Source organism: Agathobacter sp. LCP21S3_B2 (assembly GCF_052118705.1).
Lineage (GTDB): Bacteria > Bacillota > Clostridia > Lachnospirales > Lachnospiraceae > Roseburia.
The window spans coordinates 129,506-146,041 of sequence record NZ_JBQKGQ010000002.1 but is presented as its reverse complement, the minus strand read 5'-3'; the positions used below and the strand labels follow the sequence as shown (position 1 = coordinate 146,041).

Here is a 16,536-nt window from a genome sequence, read left to right as displayed (position 1 = left end):
ACTACAAAATCGCATTTTTTAAAAGAGGTTTGTATCTGCAGATTGAACTTTTTTCATAAAATACGTATAATAGAGGAAGAAAATACGCAAGATGATACGCAAGATGGAAGCAAATTCTTTGACTCTGGGACAGGTTCGGGATGTCATAAATGGCAGGACGGTGCTTGGAAAGCAAAAGGAAATTCAGGAAGTATAGAATGCATATGAAGCATATGAACATCTTTCGGAGATTAATCCATATGATATTGAGCATTTGAAAAGGTTTCATGGAGTAATGACAAAGTATCTCGTAGAAGAGTCAGGAAAATTTCGTTCAGGTGAGGAAGGTGTGTTCAAGGGTGAACAATGTATCTTTATGGCACCACCTGTGCAGTTTGTACCACACCTTATGGATGAATTATTTGCATGGATGAAGGAAGCAAAGGAAGATGTTCATCCGTTGATACTGAGCGGTGTATTTCATTATGAATTTGTGTTTATCCATCCTTTTTCTGATGGTAACGGAAGAATGGCGAGATTATGGCATACAGCTATTCTTGCAAAATGGAAGCCCGTGTTTGAATATATCCCTATTGAGAGCCAGATTGAAAAATTTCAGGATGAATACTATGAGGCTATTTCACAATGTCATGTTGTAGGAGAATCCACAGGTTTTATCGAATTTATTTTAGCTCAGATTGATAAGATTTTAGATGATATTTCAAGTCAGCTCAGTGGTGAATATGTGAAAATATGACATTATAACAAAATTGTATTTTTTAAAAGTACCATATAAATAACGGGATTAAAAAAGGGGCACATAAATGCCCCTGTACAAATTATTAAATCTCTGTAACTGAATAGTCACAAATTTCTTACAACACATCACTTCCATCAGGAATCTTTGAGATAATAGTTCTGTTAATCCTGATTAAGAATAATGTCGAAACAGTAAAGGATATCACCTCTGCTATCGGGAAAGCCCACCATACAGCGTGAAGTCCATCAAGCTTTGAAAGGATGTATGCTGCCGGAATTAAAACCACAAGCTGACGCATGATTGATACGATCATGGAAAAGACAGCCTTTCCCAAAGCCTGGAATACTGTGCCGACGATAATACAAAACCATGCGATGAGGAAATGCACACCGATTATTCTGAGCGCCGGAACACCGATTTTGAGCATATCGTCAGAGGCGCTGAACATTCCAAGAAGCACCTTTGGTATGAACTCAAAGCAGGCAAAGCCAAAGAAGAGCAGACAGAATGCTGTTATCAGGCTGACCTTTATTGTCTTAACCATACGCTTCCTGTTCTGTGCACCGTAGTTGAAGGCGATGATAGGTGTGATTCCGTTGTTCAGTCCGAATACAGGCATAAAGAAGAAACTCTGTAGCTTGAAATAAACACCGAAAACAGCAGCGGCAGTCGATGAAAAGCCGATAAGTATTCTGTTCATGGAATATGTCATTAAAGAGCCTATAGACTGCATGATGATTGACGGAATACCAATAGCATAAATGGTTCCCATGATTTTGAAATCCGGGCTATAGCCCTTGAAGCTCAGATTGATATCATGATTGAATTTGTGATTGCAGGCAAAAGCAACAACGGCGGCCACGCACTGTCCCACAACGGTTGCCACAGCAGCACCGGTAGCACCGAGCTTAGGAAAGCCAAGCAGTCCAAAGATCATGATAGGATCCAGAATGATATTTGTGATGGCACCGCAAAGCTGTGAGGTCATGCTGAAAATAGTTCTTCCTGTCGAGGTAAGCACCCTCTCAAAAAAGATTTCCGCAAAAATACCAAATGAAAAAATCATAACAGTACTCAGGTAGCTCACACCCATATCCATGATTTCGACATCAGCATTTCCAATCTGACTCATGTAAAAAGGCTTTACGATTGTAAGTCCGAGAATCAGAAATATTACGTAGCTGAATGCATATAGTACGGCACCGTTGATGCCGATTTTGTTGGCATCGTCGTATTTATGGGCACCGAGTGACTTTGACAGCAGCGCGTTTACACCTACACCTGTACCGGTTGCGACAGCGATGATGAGTGTCTGCAAAGGGAAGGCAAGTGAAACTGCTGTGAGTGCGTTTTCGGACAGCTTTGCAACGAAAATACTGTCCACGATGTTGTATAGAGCCTGTACGAGCATGGAAATCATCATAGGCAAAGACATGTTAAATACAAGCTTGCCGATAGGCATGGTTCCCATCTTGTTCTCTGTTACAGGGGCTGAATTTGTTTCCTGACTCATGATTCCTCCTATTGTAAATGATTGTAATTTAAACTTCCGGCATTATATATGTAGGAAGCTTTAGTTATTAAAATTAAAACCACCGGTAGATTAGCCGGTGTTCAAAATGTGCAACAAAGCGCCAATTACATATAATACCATGACTGCAGAATACTTTCAAGATATTCAATAGTAATTATAGATGGTATATTTAATAGCATTTATATATGGTAGTTCTCAAAAAATAGGTAAAGAATAGCTGATTTCCGAAAAAATTGATATTATTTCCGAAGAATGCTATAATATTTCCGATAAATAGCTGAGTGTTTCCGAATGGAGGGTAAAAATGACCGAAACCAAGTATATTTCAAGTAAGATGGCTGCTGAATTGTTAGGGATTTCTGTAAGAAGAGTGGTAGGACTGTGCAACAACGGAGAAATCATTGGGGCTTATCAGGATGGACGAAGATGGAAAATACCGGAGACATCGGTTTATACTTATCAGAGGGAAAAGCGCCTTGAGGATGAAAAACTTCCATGTGCAGTAGGAAGTACATCGTACGTGGATACTGTGAAAAACTGTTATTATGTATATAAAACCTTGTTAATCCGTGATTTAATAGATGACCATGCGACAGTCACACTGTTTACCAGACCAAGAAGGTTTGGTAAAACGCTTGCGATGGACATGTTGAAGGTTTATTTTGAAAAAACGGATGCTGACAGCTCTATATATTTTCGGGATAAAAAAATATGGTCGTGCGGTGAAAAATATCGTGAAAAACAGGGCACATATCCTGTTATATACATTACCTTTAAGGATGTAAAATTTGATAACTGGAATGACTCCTTAGAGGCCGTAAGACTTGTTATAAGAGATGAATATATGAGGCATCAGGAGCTTTTTTCATGGGATGCTTGTGATGAGGTGGAACGTGATTATTTGAACAGACTGCAGAAGGGAAAATTAAGCGATGTGGAATACGCCAGAGCACTGTTGTATTTGAGCCGCATGCTGGAAAAGTATCATCACAGTAAGGTAGTTATTTTAATTGATGAGTACGATACACCGATTCAGCAGGGGCATTCGAAGGGCTTTTATAATGATGTAATAACCTTTATGAGGAATTTTATGTCAGGCGGCTTGAAGGATAATCCGGCGCTTGCATTTGGTGTGCTTACAGGGATATTGTGTGTTTCTAAAGAAAATCTGTTTAGTGGTCTGAATAATCTGGTGGTAAATTCGGTGCTTGATGATAAATACAGTGAGTACTTTGGATTTACAACGGATGAGGTTAACGTAATGGCTGACTATTATGGTTGTACTGATAAAAAAGCTCAGTTAATGGAATGGTATGATGGATATATGTTTGGAAATACGGACATATACAATCCATGGTCGGTGGCAAACTACTTTAATAATGATTGTACGCCAAAACCATTCTGGACAAATACAAGTGATAATGAGATTATTCGAGAGATAATGAAATCATTGACACCTGAAATTGCGGATGATCTGATTTCACTCATTCAGGGAAAATCAGTGCAAACATCATTAAATATGGATGTGATATATCCAAGAATAACAGATGGTGCAGATAGCATATTTAGTTTCCTTCTTGTTTCCGGTTATTTAAAGCCGCTAAATACTGCAGTAGAAACAGAATTTGGTACATTTGTTGAGCTTGCTCTTCCGAATCGGGAAATCAGAAGAGTATATAATTCAGAAATATTATTCTGGATTAGAAATAATATGACCCAAAATGTGATGGCAGAGCTGGAAAAGGCTCTTTATCTAAAGGACGGAGAGAGATTAAAAACTGCTCTAAGAAAGTATATGCTGACGTGTGCAAGCAGTTTTGATGGCGCCGCGGAAGGCTTTTATCATGGGCTGATGCTTGGTTTATCTGCCGGGATGTCTGCGATGTATTATATCAGGTCAAACCGCGAATCAGGTGATGGCAGATTTGATTTGACATTGGAGCCAAAGGTTTCATCAATGCCTGCAATTATAATGGAGTTTAAATCGGTTAAAGAAGAAAAAATGCTTGAGGCATCAGCTCAGGAGGCATTGCAGCAGATAGAAGACAAAAATTATGATACAGATATGATAGACAGAGGAATAATAGAAATAACAAAATATGGAGTTGCATTCTGTGGCAAAAATGTGGAGATAGCTCTGTGATTGTAAGATAAACCTGTTAAATCATATCATATGGATAAGCAGCATATAGCAGATAGTTCCTCCCGCGATGGAGAGGAGCATCTGCCTTTTCCATATATGGAGCGCACCTGTCACAATCACCGATATAAATTCAGGGAGTCCGTGTGGTGCTGACACTATATCCACATTTCTAAGGCAGTATACGACCAGCATACCGAATACCGCAGGCGGCAGAAATTTTCCAAGGTACTGCACGAATGCAGGAGTTGTTCTTTTTTCATTAAAAACTGCAAACGGCAGGAAGCGGGTGAGCATTGTTCCTGCCACGCAGAGTACTATAGTTATTATCTGTTGTGTAATAGTCATAAATTATTTCCTTATGATTTATTATAAATTGAAATTTTGCATTGTAGTCCTGTATAAAATTATATTGGTTAAAATAAAAAAGCTCTATTCATCACAGGTTTTCTCAACTAATTTATTTCTTGAAAGTGCCAGTATTATCACGATTGCCGTCATGGTCGGTATCATAAACGAATCTGCACCGAAGCATATCAGGCATATAATCGAAACAACAATTCCCATTAGCGATGAAATATGATTTTTCTCCTTAAGCCATTGCTCCAGAAAGATGACAACAAACATGGCCGTCATAACAAAACTGATTCCGTTGGTATCAAATTTAAGCAGAGAACCAATCAGCCCGCCGGTTGTCGCAGCGGATACCCAGTAGAGCTGATTAAGCCATGTGACCCAGAGCATGAACCAGCCCTTGTCCGCATCTTCAGGGATTTTTACAGTGTAATTTACTGAAAAAGTCTCGTCACACATACCGAATATCAGGAAAAATTTCTTCCAGCCGGTTCCTTTAAATTTCTCCAGCATCGAAATTCCATAAAACAGATGCCTTGCCTGAATGAGCAGCGCCATGATAAAAACCTGCATCGGTGCAAATGGGCTTAGGAGCATCTCGACGGTAATGAATTCAAGCGAACCTCCGAAAATCAAAAGGCTCATAAGCATCGGATAGATAAAAGAAAATCCCGATACCTTCATATATATGCCATATGCCATTCCCAGAAACCAGAAACCTGTGAAAATGGGAAGAGTGGATGGAAAAGCGGCTTTTAGCGCCTTAAGCCTCATAATGTAATAACCTGCTTTCTGATAAAATTGATAACATTTATATCACAATAATATTATTAAAGGGTCAAAAGGTATCATCGATGCATGCTTGCATGTAATTCGATGTATACCTTATTTTTAATGAAAAAATGCCTCAAAAAGTATAGCATTGCAGGGTATAAATTACAATAATCGCTTGACAAAATGACAGAGAGATATATAATTGGTTCAAAAATGAATAATCCAAAAATGTATAACAAAACAGCAAAATAGGAAAAGGAAAGAAGGAATATCACATATGAAATTTAACTTTGAGTTTGCAGAGAAAATTTCGCGAACCTACAGCGATGAGTGCAGACCACTGTGCCATGAGCTGAAGCTTCCACAGACAGCCTTTGATATACTCATGTTTCTGGCGAACAATCCGGAATATAAGACGGCAAGGGATATAGTTGAAATAAGAAAAATCAAGGCAAATCTTGTGTCTGTAAATGTTGACAAGCTTGTGAATGAGGGCTATCTGGAGAGAAAGCCTGTAGAAAATGATAGGAGGAAGACGGAGCTTGTCTGTACAAAAAAGGCCGGGACTGTCATTGAAAGAGGAAGGCATATACAGCAGCAGTTTACAGCAAATCTGTTTGCAGGGATAGATGAGGAGCAGAAAAAGCAGCTGACGATTGTTATGGAACAGCTTGAGAATAATATGGATGAAATAATCAGGAGGAAATCACACAAATGATCACATTAGTAACTATAGTAGTAACATTTTTTGCCGGTATGGGCGCAGGCCTTGGAACCGGCTTTGCGGGACTAAGCGCAGCAGCAGTAATAAGCCCTATGCTCATTACCTTTTTGGGAATGGACCCGTATATGGCAGTGGGAATAGCCCTGTCGTCTGATGTACTTGCCAGCGCAGTGTCAGCCTATACATATGGAAAGAACAAGAACCTTGATGTAAAAAACGGGCTCATAATGATGGTCACGGTTTTATGCTTCACGGTTGTCGGAAGCTATGTATCAAGCCTTGTGCCGTCAGCAACAATGGGCAGCTTTTCGGTATTTATGACATTTTTACTTGGAATCAAGTTTATAGTCCGTCCTGTCATGACAACAAAGGAGACCATGCAGGGAGTTTCTGCTAAAAAGAGAGCTGTCCAGTCAATCATCTGCGGTGTGCTTATCGGATTTATCTGTGGCTTCATAGGTGCGGGAGGCGGTATGATGATGCTCCTCATCCTCACATCAGTGCTTGGCTATGAGCTTAAGACTGCAGTCGGAACGAGCGTATTTATCATGGCATTTACAGCCTTTACAGGAGCTGCCTCGCACTTTGCCATCGGTGGAAAACCAGACTGGTTTGTGCTGATTTTATGTATTGCATTTACACTCCTTTGGGCGAGAATTGCAGCGGTCTTTGCAAACAAGGCATCCGCAAAAACCTTAAACCGTGTCACAGGCATTGTGCTTGTAATACTTGGCATCGTGGTATTTGCATTTTCACTTCTGAGCTGATTTATCCTTTCGGTAATTATAAAATATTTATTAAAAAATATAAACGCGCAGTTCAAAATTTTATCACTTTAGTTATGGCTTTTCAAGTGGGAAAATAAATAATTAGTGAAACAGCTCTACAATAAATACCGCCACACAGGAAGCCACGGCCACGGTTGTAAGCCCCTTACCCTTTAATGCAAATATCACTGCCGCGATAAGTCCTGCTGCTGCACCAACCCACCAGTTAGTAGCATAAAACACTGCCGGAATAGTCATGGCGGTTAAAACTGCATACGGAATATAGTATAGAAAAGATCGCACGAAGCTGTTGTTGATCTTTTCTTTTATTGCGATAAAAGGAATAACTCGGATCAGATATGTGGAGCCCGCGAGTATGAGTAAATATATAAAATATACACTGTTTTTCATTATGTAAAATCTCCTTATACGCTTATTATCAAATATTTAATAAATCATTCCTTATCAGTATCATCTGCAACCGGAAACAGCAGCGAACCGATAACTGCAGCCACAATGGCTACAACAGTGATGGTGATACCGCTTGAAATCTTTGACAAAAACGGTATGTAGTAAAACATGCAGCTAAGCACGAGTGCAAGTAGCACAACAAACACGACCGCCCGTGATTTCTTCATCTCAGGAACCACGATAGCCACGAACATGCCATAAATAGCAAGACTCAACGCACTCATAAGCCTATCCGGCAGAATGCTTCCCAGTATAGCACCTATCAGCGTACCGACAGCCCAGCCGATGTATGGAAGAGTTGAAAGTCCTGCAAAAAAGCTTCTGCTCACAGAATCCTCCTGGCTTGCCACGGCAAAAATCTCATCAGTCATCATAAAGCCGAGTATCCATCTTGAAATTCCGCTAAATCTGGAATCAGCCTTCTGACCAACCGAAATCGACATAAAGGAATATCTTATATTAATAGTAATCTGCGAAATAAGCATCTGGAAATACTGTCCCGGATGCATCATAATTCCAATGCCTGCAAACTGTCCGGCAGATGTGACAGTGGTCATCGAAATGAGCACAGCCTGCCACCAGGATAGTCCATATGACACCGCCATAATTCCAAAAGTAAATGAAACTGACAAATATCCCAGCGCAATCGGGATTCCTGCTGTCAGTCCTCGTTTATAGTTTTCCATTCTAAATTCTCCTTAGCATATTACAACAACATGTTATTCTAGCACAAATTTCATGAAAATGCACTTTCAAATTGTTTTTGGAAACTACACCTGACTTTAAAATTATGATAAAATAATATGATTAGAGGAAAAAGGTGTTATCGATGCATGCAATTCGATGTATACCTTACTGAACCATATATAAACAAAAATAGAGGAATGGTAAAATGAAGGTTGTAGTAGCAATTGATTCATTTAAAGGAAGCATGACAAGCATGCAGGCAGGGATGGCATGCAAAGAAGGCATATTGGCGGCAATACCGAAAGCGGACGTGGTGGTCAGACCGCTTGCAGATGGCGGCGAGGGAACTGTAACCGCTTTGGTAGAGGGCATGAATGGCACATATGAACATGTTGATGTAACAGGACCGATGGGACAAAAGGTGCACGCAACATATGGAGTACTTGAGGATGATACGGCTGTTATGGAAATGGCAGAAGCGTCGGGAATCACACTTGTTGAAGGTAAACCTGATCCGTGGAAAGCAACCTCATTGGGTGTGGGAGAGATGATACTGGATGCTGTTCACAAGGGCTGTCGGAATTTCATAATTGGAATAGGCGGAAGCGCAACCACTGAGGGTGGCATAGGAATGCTGACGGCGCTCGGCTATGAGTTTTATGATGAGGATGACAATATTCTTCCACCGGTATTTGGCTCGCTAGCAAGAGTAAAAAAGATCAAGGCTGACAAGGTTCCTGCAGAATTGAAGCAGTGTCATTTCAAAATAGCATGTGATGTTACTAATCCACTGTGCACAGAGCAGGGCTGCGTATACATTTTTGGAAAGCAAAAGGGCGTACAGGAGCATGAAAAGGCACAGATGGATAAAATGATGAGACAATATGCAGACTGTGTTGAGGAATATGCGGGAAAACGTTTTAGCGAGACACCGGGAGCAGGCGCTGCGGGAGGTCTTGGGTTTGCGTTTCTATTTGGACTTGAGAACGTGGAGCTTAAATCCGGCATAGATATAGTGCTAAACGCAATACAGCTTGACAAGGAACTGAAAAATGCCGATATCGTAGTGACCGGAGAGGGCAGGCTTGATGGACAGAGCGCCATGGGAAAGGTGCCTGTCGGAGTGGCAAAAGCAGGCAGAAAAAACGGCTGTAAAGTAATCGCACTTGCAGGGAGTGTCACTGACGATGCAGTGGCATGTAATAAAGAAGGCATAGATGCGTTTTTCCCTATTATAAGAGGGGCAACAACGCTTAATGAGGCTATGGATATCAAAAATGCTCAAAAAAATATGAAAAACACTGCAGAACAAGTTTTTAGGCTTATTGACATCAGCTCGCTTATGGAATAATATATGTTAGTAAAATTGTGCGTGGTGCAGGGGCCGGATGAGATATAAAAGCCCCCGTATATCATAGAATATTTAAATAAAAAAGGAGAAAAGCAATGGCTAAGGAGAAAAAATTAGTAGAGGCCATCACTTCCATGGAGGAAGATTTCACACAATGGTATACAGACGTTGTGAAGAAAGCAGAGTTGATGGATTATTCATCTGTAAAGGGATGTATGATCTTTAAGCCCAATGGTTATGCCATCTGGGAGAATATACAGAAAAATCTCGATGCAATGTTTAAAGAGACAGGTGTAGAGAATGTATACATGCCAATGTTCATTCCGGAGAGCCTGCTTCAGAAAGAAAAGGATCACGTAGAGGGCTTTGCACCTGAGGTTGCATGGGTCACACAGGGCGGACTTGAGACACTTCAGGAGAGACTTGCAGTAAGACCTACATCAGAGACACTTTTCTGCGAGCTTTTCAGCAAAACAGTACAGTCACACAGAGACCTTCCAAAGGTATATAACCAGTGGTGCTCAGTAGTGCGCTGGGAGAAGACAACACGTCCATTCCTCCGTTCATCAGAGTTCTTATGGCAGGAGGGACATACTGTTCATGCAACAGCCGAAGAGGCAGAGGCACGTACAGTACAGATGTTAAACATCTATGCGGATTTCTGTGAGAAATACCTTGCAATCCCTATGGTAAAGGGAAGAAAGACAGACAAGGAGAAGTTCGCCGGAGCAGAGGCTACATACACTATAGAGGCACTCATGCATGACGGAAAGGCACTCCAGTCAGGAACCTCACACAACTTTGGTGACGGCTTTCCTAAGGCCTTCGGCATCCAGTACACAGACAAGGACAATAAATTACAGTACTGTCATGAAACATCATGGGGCGTTTCAACACGTCTTATCGGAGCTATCATCATGGTTCACGGAGATGACTCAGGACTCGTGCTTCCACCAAAGATTGCACCAACACAGGTTATGGTCATTCCAATCCAGCAGCAGAAGGATGGCGTACTTGACAAGGCATACGACCTCAAGGACAAGCTCTCAAAGGATTTCCGCGTGAAAATTGATGCAACCGACAAGACACCTGGCTGGAAGTTCGCAGCACAGGAGGTTCAGGGAATCTCAACACGTATCGAGATTGGACCAAAGGATATCGAGAAAAACCAATGCGTTATCGTCCGCCGAGACACAAGAGAGAAAATCGTTGTCTCACTCGATGAGGTAAATGAGAAGCTCGCAGAGGTTCTTGAGACAATGCAGAATGACATGCTCGAGAAGGCAAAGGCATTCCTTGCAAGCCATATAAACGATGCACACGACTACAATGAGTTCAAGGCAATCGCAGAGACAAAGCCTGGTTTTATCCGTGCAATGTGGTGTGGAGACGAGGCCTGCGAGAACAAAATCAAAGAGGACACAACAGTTACAAGCCGTTGTATGCCATTTGGTGACCAGGAGCAGATTTCCGACGTATGCGTATGCTGTGGAAAGCCGGCGCATAAGCTCGTATACTGGGGTAAGGCATACTAAATTCGCGCCTAATAAGCTCTGCCGCAGGAGGTATTTACTCTCACCAGACTAAGGAGTTATGAGAGCATGTGTTACAGTCATATGCTGTGTCAATGTGCCCCTTTGGCGAGCGTCATTCAAAATAAAAAAGGAGAATCCAACGATGCGCATAGATTTACCGCAGAATGTCAACTTCATAATAGACAGGCTCTACGAGCATGGCTTTGAGGCATATGCGGTAGGTGGATGCGTGCGTGACAGTCTCCTTGGCAGGACACCGCAGGACTGGGATATCACCACATCTGCAAAGCCTGCGCAGGTCAAAGCGATATTTGACCATACGATAGACACAGGTATCCAGCATGGCACAGTCACGGTCATGCTGGAGCATGTGGGCTATGAGGTCACCACCTACAGGATAGACGGAGAGTACGAGGATGCACGCCATCCAAAGGAGGTTACCTTTACCTCCAATCTGAAGCTTGATCTGGAGAGGCGCGACTTCACAATCAATGCTATGGCGTATAATCATAGGATGGGGCTTGTCGATGAATTTGACGGCATAGGAGATTTAAAAGCACATGTGATCAGATGTGTGGGCTGTGCGCACGACAGGTTCAGTGAGGATGCACTCAGGATGTTTCGTGCGGTGCGATTTGCAGCCCAGCTTGGCTTTGATATAGAGACACAGACTAAAGCAGCCATAAAAGAGCTTGCCCCTGCCTTGTCAAAGGTCAGCGCAGAGCGAATCCAGGTGGAGCTTGTGAAGCTTCTGACATCAGACCATCCGCAGATGATGAGAGATTTGTATGAGCTTGGACTCACAGCGGTATTCATACCGGAGTTTGATGTGATGATGCAGACACCTCAGCACAATAAGCACCATATGTACAGTGTCGGCGAGCATACGCTTCATACCTTGGAGCATGTGCGAGCGGACAAAATCCTAAGGCTTACCATGCTGCTTCATGATGTGGCAAAGCCTGTGTGCATTACGACAGACGATGAAGGCCAGAATCATTTCAAGAAGCATCCTGTTGTGGGAGCTGATATGACAAGAAAGATACTCAGGCGCCTTAAGTTTGATAACAGGACTACAGACTGTTGCTGTAAGCTCGTAAAAGAGCATGATGACCGTCCGGCCATCACAGAGCGTAATGTAAGGCGTGCCATGAGCCGCATAGGAACAGAGCTTTTTCCGCTGTTGTTTGAGGTGAAAAGAGCCGATACACTCGGACAGAGCATGTATAGGCGAGCAGAAAAGCTTGAATACATCGCAGAATATGAGCGTGTATACAGGAAAATCCTAGCAGACCACCAGTGTGTATCAAAAAAGGAAATGAAAATAAATGGCAGCGACCTGATTAAAATGGGGGTAGAGCCGGGACCGAAGCTTGGCGATATCCTGGACAGGCTTTATGAGCAGGTGCTTGATGACCCATCGCTCAATGAAGCACAAAAACTTAAAGAGCTTGCGAATAAAATAATAACCTCTCTCATATGATTAAAAAGCATCTGAATAGTTATGATGCATTAATCATATGAGGGGGGATTTTTTTGTATAATCAGCCGGAAGTGGCTTTGGAAAAATATGAGCTTACAGTAAGCAGGATAATAAAGGGCAGAGGAGCATATATATGTGACACAGGCATCGGGCAGAAGCTGCTCGTGCCGTACAGAGGGCATGAGCAAAGGGCATGCACCCTGCGGGATACGCTGGCATTTATCCAGAGAAACGGTATGGATGTGGAGCAGATATCACAGACAAAGGAGCAGTGTATCATATCGCGAGATAACTGTGAGGACGCATACATATTGAAGGATTACAGAGCAGGCAGAGAGTGCAGCACGGACAGCATAGATGATATGCGTGGCGGCAGCAGGGCATTAGCGCAGCTGCACAATATATTGGAAAAGTATCCGCTGCCTTCGGATATCGAGGTGGAAAGCCTGCACGAAAAAGCTCAGCGCAAATGTGCGCAGATAGTAAAGCTTAAAAACTACATACTGCGTCACAGCAAGACAAATGCCTTTGAACATCTGTTTTATGAATGCTATGAGAGATTCTTAGAGCAGGGGCAGAAATCGGCGGAAATATTGTGTGAGCTGGAAAATAGTAAAACGTCGGTTCCGATATACTGTCACGGAGCCTTCAACCAGCACAATGTCGTGTATACACAGTCCGGAAGATGGCTCCCTGTCAATTTCGAGACCATGCATCCGGGATATCCGGAAACCGATCTTGCGGAGTACATGCGCAAGATGCTCGAAAAAAATCACTGGGATACAGCGGTTGCAGATGCAATTATTGACAGCTATTGCAGCGTAAGAAGTCTTGATGATACATCAATGAGACTGCTTCAAGCACTGCTTTTGTTTCCTGAAAAATTTTGTAAGCTCTGCAATCACTATAGCAGCTCGCGCAAGTCATGGGTATGCGACCGTGATGTGGATAAGCTTGCACAGCTTATACAGCTAAGTGGGGAGCGCGAGGAGTATCTGCATGCCATAGTGTAAGCAGTAATGCATATATATAGTGAATTTAATTGAAAAGTACATGACTATACGATATATTATTATTGTAGAAAAACGTTTAAAGCCAGCTATTAAAGGAAATACAGATGAAGAAATTCAAAAGATTATTTTGTACATTATGCATGCTTGTGCTGTCACTTGCAGCATGTGGAAAACAGGACACGGATGATGGTGTAAAAAAATTCTATAACAGCATGAATGATACGACGGAGGCCGTAGGAGAAAGCACGCAGTCCGGTTTGAAAGCGGATGCGGAGGAAAACGGAAAGTCCATTAAGAAAAGTTCAGATATTCTCATAGTATCGGACATAAACAGTGCCAATGAGACAATCAGGGTATACAATTACTCGACAGGAGTGCAGTATCAGTATTACTATGGGCTGACCACCGGCTTTTTCGACAAATATGGCAATCATATGTCAGTTTCAGACATACACCAGGGTGATGTGGTTGACATATCAGGGACAGATTCAGACGGCAAGGCAAAGCGTATACAAAAATCCGATAAGGTGTGGACAAACGACACAGTAACCAATTTTTCTGTGGATAAGGATAAGAGAATTTTTAAAATCGGAGGCAGCAGCTACAGGCTGGGGGAGCGCACCATGATATTTTCAGGCTCGGATGTCATAGATACTGACAGCCTCACGGCGCAGGATAAGCTGGCTGTTGTTGGAATTGACAAGGATATAGTGTCAATTTCTGTCACGACAGGGCACGGCACACTGCAGCTTAGCAACACATCGCTGTTTGAGGGCAGCTTTTTGCAGCTCGGAGACAGGATATTTGCAGAAATCACTAAGGATATGTCGCTTGATGTGCCCGAGGGCAGCTATACGCTCGCTGTGGCCAACAACGGCTGGGGAGATAGCACAGATATTGAGATAAAAAGAGGCGAGATTACAAAGGTCAATTTAAATGATTTAAAGGGTGAGGGTCCTAAAAAGAGCCGCATACTATTCGAGGTCGATGTGCAGAGCGCGAAAATATATGTCGATGACAGTGAAATCGACTATACGAGCCCTGTTGAGATAACATATGGAAAGCATAGGCTTAAGGTAACAGCCGATGGTTATGACACCTGGACGAGGACACTTTACGTGAACTCAAAGGAGGCCACCATACAGATTACGATAAACGACAATACGGACAGCTCAGGCAGCGATTCATCAGGCACCGGAACCAGCAGCATCGGCAGCTCGCAGGCCACCGCACAGACTCCTTCAGAGACTGCCGCAGAGAGGGCAGATGAGAAGGACAATCAAAGTACATCTCAAAGCACTACCGGCAGCTCGCAGAGCACAAATTCATCACAGCAGACAGACAATAAATCCTCTGATAGCTCGGGAAATAGTCTGACAAATAAGGAAATATCAGACTATCTTTCAACATTAACCTCTTTATTAAGTTCAAAATAAGGTTTTAAGAATGGTAAAAGTACATAAAAGCCTAGGAAATAGCGCATTTTCCTTGACAAACCCCATAAAAACAAGTATATATATTCTTGTAGGTAATTTGGGAAAACAGCTCGAATTATATAAATTATGAAAATCCAGAGGAGGAATTTTATCATGAACAAAGCAGATTTAGTTGCAGCTATGGCAGATAAGGCCGGAGTATCAAAGAAGGACGCAGAGGCATCATTAAAGGCATTCACAGATGTTGTTGCAGAGGAGTTAAAGAAAGGTGAGAAGATCCAGTTAGTTGGATTCGGTACTTTCGAGGTATCTGAGAGAGCAGCAAGAACAGGAAGAAATCCACAGACTGGCGCTGAGATGACAATTGCAGCATCTAAGGCTCCTAAGTTCAAGGCTGGTAAGGCTTTAAAAGATGCCCTTAACTAATAAGCGGACTAGAGTAAAGAATGGGTGAAGTCTTTAAGGCTCCACCCATTTTTGGATATATCCGTTTTTCAGGCTAACGGTTATGAATTGGCTTATTAAAACAAGACACAGAGGTAACAATGAGATTAGACAAATTTTTGAAGGTATCGCGTCTGATAAAGAGACGCACAGTGGCAAATGAGGCATGTGACGCAGGCCGTGTAACAGTAAACGGCAGACCGGCAAAGGCATCTGTAAATGTCAAGGTCGGAGACATAATAGAGATAGCATTTGGACAAAAGACGGTCAAGGTTAGGGTGTTAAATCTCCTTGACACAACAAAGAAGGAAGAAGCAAAAGATCTTTTTGAGTATATATAGGTTATATTTTCATGAATCCAGGCATATATTTACATATGTGATTCCACAGATGGCAGCCATATGAGAGGCTGTTTTTGGGACATATAAAAAATATGTGAGGGACAGGAAATGGAAGAAATATCAGGCACAAAGAGTCATAAGCTTATATTGAACAACCGCAGAACAGGCAGCTTTACAGGCATTTTGGATGTGCTCTCCTTTGATGTGGGGGAGATACTTTTGGAGACGGAGCTTGGCATGCTTGACCTAAAGGGCAAGGATCTTCACGTGAACAGGCTAAACCTTGAGAAGGGAGAAGCCGATATAGAAGGTGAAATAGACATGATTACGTATTCGAAGGTACCTGAGGTGACCGGAAAGAAAGAAAAAATGTTTGGCAGGATATTCAGATAAGCACCTAAGGAGGAATAATGAGCAGACGTCGTACAAAGAAAAAAAGCGGAACGTTAAGCATTTCTATCATAGTTATTGCTTTTCTTGTGATTATGACAATTCAGGTAGTGCAGCTAAAGCAGAAGGAATCTGCATATGCCGCACAAAAGGCGGAGCTCGAAAAGCAGTATGAAAATGAGACAGAGCGCGCCGAAGAGATAGAAGAGCTGCAGCAGTACATGCAAAGTGACAAATACATAGAGGATATTGCCAAGAGCAAGCTTGGGCTCGCTTATGACAATGAGATAATTTTTAAGGAAAAGGATAAGAACTGATTTTAAAAGATAATTTTCTTTTTTCGTCAAATCATG

The 16,536-nt window shown here is 42.2% G+C and carries 18 protein-coding genes; 13 read left to right on the top strand and 5 right to left on the bottom strand.

Translation table 11 applies throughout. From position 1 onward, the window contains the following. Positions 1 to 229 precede the first annotated feature (229 nt). Positions 230 to 736 carry a Fic family protein gene (locus ACTQ1L_RS02225; protein ID WP_441365373.1) on the top strand — a complete coding sequence of 169 codons (507 nt, stop codon included), beginning with the start codon at positions 230 to 232 and terminating at the stop codon, positions 734 to 736. Positions 737 to 854: 118 nt separating this feature from the next. Here ACTQ1L_RS02225 and ACTQ1L_RS02220 read toward each other — a convergent pair whose 3' ends face one another. Next, positions 855 to 2,252 carry an MATE family efflux transporter gene (locus ACTQ1L_RS02220; protein WP_441365300.1) on the bottom strand — a complete coding sequence of 466 codons (1,398 nt, stop codon included), beginning with the start codon at positions 2,250 to 2,252 and terminating at the stop codon, positions 855 to 857. A 325-nt stretch (positions 2,253 to 2,577) separates the two neighbouring features. Between ACTQ1L_RS02220 and ACTQ1L_RS02215 the strand changes: the two genes are divergently transcribed. After that, entirely contained in the window at positions 2,578 to 4,416 is a 1,839-nt protein-coding gene (locus ACTQ1L_RS02215; protein WP_441365299.1) for an AAA family ATPase, read from the top strand. 21 nt (positions 4,417 to 4,437) lie between these two features. On the opposite strand, the gene ACTQ1L_RS02210 is transcribed toward ACTQ1L_RS02215, so the two are convergent. Together ACTQ1L_RS02210 and ACTQ1L_RS02205 are read right to left on the bottom strand one after the other, a co-directional pair. Beyond that, positions 4,438 to 4,761, bottom strand: a complete 324-nt coding sequence (locus ACTQ1L_RS02210; protein WP_441365298.1) for a branched-chain amino acid transporter permease — start codon at positions 4,759 to 4,761, stop codon at positions 4,438 to 4,440. 84 nt (positions 4,762 to 4,845) lie between these two features. After that, the gene (locus ACTQ1L_RS02205; RefSeq protein WP_441365297.1) at positions 4,846 to 5,541 is read right to left on the bottom strand and encodes an AzlC family ABC transporter permease; all 696 of its coding nucleotides are present in this window, start codon (positions 5,539 to 5,541) and stop codon (positions 4,846 to 4,848) included. Positions 5,542 to 5,818: 277 nt separating this feature from the next. On the opposite strand from ACTQ1L_RS02205, the gene ACTQ1L_RS02200 reads away from it, so the two are divergent. Together ACTQ1L_RS02200 and ACTQ1L_RS02195 are read left to right on the top strand one after the other, a co-directional pair. Further along, positions 5,819 to 6,259, top strand: coding sequence for a MarR family winged helix-turn-helix transcriptional regulator (locus ACTQ1L_RS02200; protein WP_441365296.1), 441 nt, complete (start codon positions 5,819 to 5,821; stop codon positions 6,257 to 6,259). Further along, entirely contained in the window at positions 6,256 to 7,032 is a 777-nt protein-coding gene (locus ACTQ1L_RS02195; protein ID WP_441365295.1) for a sulfite exporter TauE/SafE family protein, read from the top strand. Before ACTQ1L_RS02200 ends, ACTQ1L_RS02195 begins: the two co-directional genes overlap by 4 nt. Before the next feature lie 102 nt (positions 7,033 to 7,134). Here ACTQ1L_RS02195 and ACTQ1L_RS02190 read toward each other — a convergent pair whose 3' ends face one another. Both ACTQ1L_RS02190 and ACTQ1L_RS02185 read right to left on the bottom strand, forming a co-directional pair. Further along, positions 7,135 to 7,443 (bottom strand): AzlD domain-containing protein, encoded by a 309-nt coding sequence (locus tag ACTQ1L_RS02190; RefSeq protein WP_441365294.1) that lies wholly within the window; start codon positions 7,441 to 7,443, stop codon positions 7,135 to 7,137. Between the two features lie 44 nt (positions 7,444 to 7,487). After that, entirely contained in the window at positions 7,488 to 8,189 is a 702-nt protein-coding gene (locus tag ACTQ1L_RS02185; protein ID WP_321110493.1) for an AzlC family ABC transporter permease, read from the bottom strand. 206 nt (positions 8,190 to 8,395) lie between these two features. Here ACTQ1L_RS02185 and ACTQ1L_RS02180 point away from each other — a divergent pair, with 206 nt between their 5' ends. From ACTQ1L_RS02180 to ACTQ1L_RS02140, 9 genes are all read left to right on the top strand, one after another. Next, complete coding sequence (locus tag ACTQ1L_RS02180) at positions 8,396 to 9,541, top strand: glycerate kinase family protein (RefSeq protein WP_015515591.1); 1,146 nt, start codon at positions 8,396 to 8,398, stop codon at positions 9,539 to 9,541. A gap of 95 nt (positions 9,542 to 9,636) precedes the next feature. Next, the gene (gene proS, locus ACTQ1L_RS02175) at positions 9,637 to 11,076 is read left to right on the top strand and encodes a proline--tRNA ligase (RefSeq protein ID WP_012741431.1); all 1,440 of its coding nucleotides are present in this window, start codon (positions 9,637 to 9,639) and stop codon (positions 11,074 to 11,076) included. A 142-nt stretch (positions 11,077 to 11,218) separates the two neighbouring features. Continuing rightward, on the top strand, positions 11,219 to 12,559 hold the full coding sequence (locus ACTQ1L_RS02170; RefSeq protein ID WP_441365293.1) for a CCA tRNA nucleotidyltransferase: 1,341 nt from the start codon (positions 11,219 to 11,221) through the stop codon (positions 12,557 to 12,559). Positions 12,560 to 12,612: 53 nt separating this feature from the next. Next, positions 12,613 to 13,572 (top strand): hypothetical protein, encoded by a 960-nt coding sequence (locus ACTQ1L_RS02165; protein WP_441365292.1) that lies wholly within the window; start codon positions 12,613 to 12,615, stop codon positions 13,570 to 13,572. 104 nt (positions 13,573 to 13,676) lie between these two features. Beyond that, entirely contained in the window at positions 13,677 to 15,008 is a 1,332-nt protein-coding gene (locus ACTQ1L_RS02160; RefSeq protein WP_441365291.1) for a PEGA domain-containing protein, read from the top strand. 153 nt (positions 15,009 to 15,161) lie between these two features. Beyond that, positions 15,162 to 15,434, top strand: coding sequence for an HU family DNA-binding protein (locus ACTQ1L_RS02155; protein ID WP_441365290.1), 273 nt, complete (start codon positions 15,162 to 15,164; stop codon positions 15,432 to 15,434). 119 nt (positions 15,435 to 15,553) lie between these two features. Next, positions 15,554 to 15,793, top strand: coding sequence for an RNA-binding S4 domain-containing protein (locus ACTQ1L_RS02150; protein WP_441365289.1), 240 nt, complete (start codon positions 15,554 to 15,556; stop codon positions 15,791 to 15,793). A 108-nt stretch (positions 15,794 to 15,901) separates the two neighbouring features. After that, positions 15,902 to 16,186, top strand: a complete 285-nt coding sequence (gene yabP, locus ACTQ1L_RS02145) for a sporulation protein YabP (RefSeq protein ID WP_308656242.1) — start codon at positions 15,902 to 15,904, stop codon at positions 16,184 to 16,186. Between the two features lie 17 nt (positions 16,187 to 16,203). Further along, positions 16,204 to 16,500, top strand: coding sequence for a septum formation initiator family protein (locus ACTQ1L_RS02140; protein ID WP_441365288.1), 297 nt, complete (start codon positions 16,204 to 16,206; stop codon positions 16,498 to 16,500). Positions 16,501 to 16,536 lie beyond the last annotated feature (36 nt).

Coding starts and splice junctions, on each gene's coding strand:
- ACTQ1L_RS02220 (WP_441365300.1), bottom strand. CDS start 2,252: ATGAGTCAGGAAACAAATTCAGCCCCTGTAACAGAGAACAAGATGGGA.
- ACTQ1L_RS02215 (WP_441365299.1), top strand. CDS start 2,578: ATGACCGAAACCAAGTATATTTCAAGTAAGATGGCTGCTGAATTGTTA.
- ACTQ1L_RS02210 (WP_441365298.1), bottom strand. CDS start 4,761: ATGACTATTACACAACAGATAATAACTATAGTACTCTGCGTGGCAGGA.
- ACTQ1L_RS02205 (WP_441365297.1), bottom strand. CDS start 5,541: ATGAGGCTTAAGGCGCTAAAAGCCGCTTTTCCATCCACTCTTCCCATT.
- ACTQ1L_RS02200 (WP_441365296.1), top strand. CDS start 5,819: ATGAAATTTAACTTTGAGTTTGCAGAGAAAATTTCGCGAACCTACAGC.
- ACTQ1L_RS02195 (WP_441365295.1), top strand. CDS start 6,256: ATGATCACATTAGTAACTATAGTAGTAACATTTTTTGCCGGTATGGGC.
- ACTQ1L_RS02190 (WP_441365294.1), bottom strand. CDS start 7,443: ATGAAAAACAGTGTATATTTTATATATTTACTCATACTCGCGGGCTCC.
- ACTQ1L_RS02185 (WP_321110493.1), bottom strand. CDS start 8,189: ATGGAAAACTATAAACGAGGACTGACAGCAGGAATCCCGATTGCGCTG.
- ACTQ1L_RS02180 (WP_015515591.1), top strand. CDS start 8,396: ATGAAGGTTGTAGTAGCAATTGATTCATTTAAAGGAAGCATGACAAGC.
- proS (WP_012741431.1), top strand. CDS start 9,637: ATGGCTAAGGAGAAAAAATTAGTAGAGGCCATCACTTCCATGGAGGAA.
- ACTQ1L_RS02170 (WP_441365293.1), top strand. CDS start 11,219: ATGCGCATAGATTTACCGCAGAATGTCAACTTCATAATAGACAGGCTC.
- ACTQ1L_RS02160 (WP_441365291.1), top strand. CDS start 13,677: ATGAAGAAATTCAAAAGATTATTTTGTACATTATGCATGCTTGTGCTG.
- ACTQ1L_RS02155 (WP_441365290.1), top strand. CDS start 15,162: ATGAACAAAGCAGATTTAGTTGCAGCTATGGCAGATAAGGCCGGAGTA.
- ACTQ1L_RS02150 (WP_441365289.1), top strand. CDS start 15,554: ATGAGATTAGACAAATTTTTGAAGGTATCGCGTCTGATAAAGAGACGC.
- yabP (WP_308656242.1), top strand. CDS start 15,902: ATGGAAGAAATATCAGGCACAAAGAGTCATAAGCTTATATTGAACAAC.
- ACTQ1L_RS02140 (WP_441365288.1), top strand. CDS start 16,204: ATGAGCAGACGTCGTACAAAGAAAAAAAGCGGAACGTTAAGCATTTCT.